This window comes from Algoriphagus chordae (assembly GCF_003254055.1).
In the GTDB taxonomy this organism is placed as follows: Bacteria; Bacteroidota; Bacteroidia; order Cytophagales; family Cyclobacteriaceae; genus Algoriphagus; species Algoriphagus chordae.
Genome location: NZ_QKZT01000019.1, coordinates 92,305 through 95,498 on the forward strand (window position 1 = coordinate 92,305; position 3,194 = coordinate 95,498).

At 41.6% G+C, this 3,194-nt stretch carries 1 protein-coding gene; it reads right to left on the bottom strand.

Going from position 1 to position 3,194, the window contains the following annotated elements; translation table 11 throughout:
* Positions 1 to 3,194, bottom strand: a 3,194-nt coding sequence (locus LV85_RS18005) for a DUF7507 domain-containing protein (RefSeq protein ID WP_146260503.1), incomplete at both ends; no start/stop codon positions are given.

Below are 3,194 nucleotides of genomic sequence, written 5' to 3' on the forward strand. Positions count from 1 at the left end.
TCAGGATCAGTTGGCTCGGTCACTGGAGTCGGATCAGAAGATTCGTCCGTCACATCATCAGATGGATCATTTGGATTACCTCTAGGACCTTCAGCACTAACAGTAGCCAAGTTTAGAACAACTCCACTATCTATATCTTCTTGAGTAAGAATATAAGTTGCAGTAAAGGTATTTGTATCAATATCACCAGCCGCTAAAGTTGCGATAGGACCTCCGATTACCGTTACTTTATCATCCACTAAGGTCACATCAGTTAACTCTATATCTCCTGTGTTTTCCACAGAGAAAGTGTAGGTAACGGATTCACCCACTTGAGCAAATCCATCTCCTGTAATATCGTCATTAAAGACTCCATCTTTTAGCAACTCAATACTTGGAGTTACTACCAAAACAGTCACAACGGCTGTGTCACAATTTGTAGGATTTGGATTAGTACATATTCTATATTCTAAAGTATAGGTACCAGAAGGAGTATTTGGTGCTACTGATACAAGTCCCGTAGTCAAATCAAGACTCAATACGCCTGGTGTGCTTTCAGATACAATTGAAATATCTACCAAAGTAGTATTCAATCCAGTAATTGCTCCCAACATATCGTTATCCAATACATTTACTATGTCCTCATAACCATTTGCAGATACTACTGGAGTTCCAGTCATATCATCATCGATAGCAATTGGAGGGTTTGGATTAGGATCACAAGCCTCTGTAGCTCCAGGATAAGCAATTTCTGAGCTTACCTCTGGGTTCAGCTCGAATTTCACATATGCACCTGGTTCTCTAACAGCAGCATAGTTAAAGTCTCCTGCCTCCCATTGCTCATTGACAAATCTCCAACCAGGCCACTGGCTACCATATCCACCAGGCAAGGTATCTGCACCAGGGAATAACATGTATCCTTCCATAGGAACATCTTCAAACCTGATGATTTCAGCATCATTGCTATCATACCAGATCATAGTCAATGGAGTAGGGTCTCCAGGGGCAAGATCTTGCAAATTAAAATTCGCTGGCTCTAGTAACCATCTTAAATATGGCGCATCAAGTTCACAATAAGATTCTATTTCATCCAACAGAAGAACTGGCTCAACTGTAGCAGTAATGATTGCCTCTGCATAATTAGAAGCGTTACCAATTTCTGTAATTCTATAAGTCAACTGATAATCTCCCGCTTCTGCATCTGGAGCAATAGTAATCACTCCTTCGGAATCAACTGTCAAGACAGCTTCAGGATCAGCAATAACTGTAGTAAGTGTTACATTTCCTGAATTAGCAGCTCCACCCATGAAAGAGTCATTGTCAAATGCATTGATAGAAGCAGTACCTCCATCAATGGTATAAGTTCCTGCATCGTCATCATTAGCAATGATATCATTGTAAAGTGAATTAGCAGTGGCCTCATCTGGATCACTTTCTATGGTTTCTTCATTCCCTAGGTAACCAATTGCTGTAGCAATGTTGGTTACAGACATATTTGTCAAATCTTCCTGAGTTACTGTGTAAGTACCTTCGAAGGTAATAGTAGCTCCTGGAGTCAAGTCTAGTGTATTTGAATCATCAATCAACTCACCGATTTTATCATCATTTACAGTAAATGGCCCATAGAGGGTTAGATTACCTGAGTTGGTAACTACATACTCATAGCTAATTTCCGCATCCACTGTATTATATGGATCACCAGAAACAATAGACTTATCAATTGTCAATTCAGGATTCTGGGTAAAGCAAGCTTGAGCCTCAGTCATATCTCTTGCGATCACTTCATATTCTTCACCATTTGCCTCATTAGATCCTGGGCTTTGTGGTTCTTCGAAGTATCTTCTTACTTCTGCAAATGCAGTATTGGTATAGCATTCAGCATCGATCAGTTCTTGACTAATAGGTACTATGACAGTATGGATATCATATGCTTCTGGTGCCAATTCAAGAACTGTCCAATTATCACCTGTAGTCTCATCTTCTACATATATATTATATAGAGTAGTATTTCCAGTGTTAGTCACTCTCAATTCAAAGACTACATTGCCACCAAGTACATCATCGTTATTAGCAACCGTTTTAGTGATGTCGATAGAAGGTCTCTGACAAAGGTCTACCTGCGTCTCAAGATTATCCACAACTGTTTCACCTGATAGATCATTTACTTCAGTTGCACCGAATTGGGCAGTCACCTCAGCCTGGTTGTTGATATAACCAAGCTCTGTATCCTCATCTGTGATAGTGTATGTTGCTGTGTAAGTAGCATTCTCACCTGGTAACAAAGTACCCTCAGCACTATTTTCACTACTTTCTACAAAACTGATATCAGATAGTGCACCAGTTCCTGTAAAGTGATAAGTCTCATCGATCAGCACATTATTCAAGGCCACATTACCTGTGTTATATACAGTGAATGTGTAGGTAACTATATCATCCGTATCATAGCAATCATCTTCAGAATCTACTGAGGCAGATTTAGTGATGGCGATATCCGCTTCCTGGCATAATGGTATCGTTAAGGTATCCTCATCAGATACTGTTTCGTCATCCGTAGTCACTTCGGCAGTATTCTCGATCAAGCCTGACTCAAGGTTTGCCTGTATAACAGTGTACTCAGCATTATATGTCCAGATCTCATTTACATCCAAGATACCGTCGTTGTTGTCGTCTCCTTCAACAAAGTTGATCGCGGATAAGCCTGGCAACTCATCTTTCACTTCAATACCAGTCAGGGATACATTACCCTCGTTGGTCACTGTGAAAGTATAAGTAATCACTGTCTCTCCAGCTGTTACTTCAACGCAATCCTCACCCTCTACAGGTATAAGATTTGCGCTCTTGACAATTTCGATGGCTTTGTTTTGTATGATCGTCGTGGTCGCACTCGCCTGGTCTTGCGCAGTCTCGTTGCTGTCCACAAACGCTGTGTTCACAATGTCAGCACCCGCATCTACAGCTGCCTGATCTGCAGCATAGCTCGTCTCGTAGGTCCAGATCTCTGTCAAGTCCAACTCACCGTCGTTGTCAGTATCCCCGCCGGTCAAGGCCAATGGAGTTACTCCGTCTGTGAATGGATCGGTTACCACTACTCCGGTCAAGCTTACGTTGCCTTCGTTGGTGACGTTGATCGTATAATTCAAGGTCGCAGGAGCACTGATGCTCGTCGGATCTACACTCTTAGTAATATCGATCACAGCATCCTGTACAATCGTCGT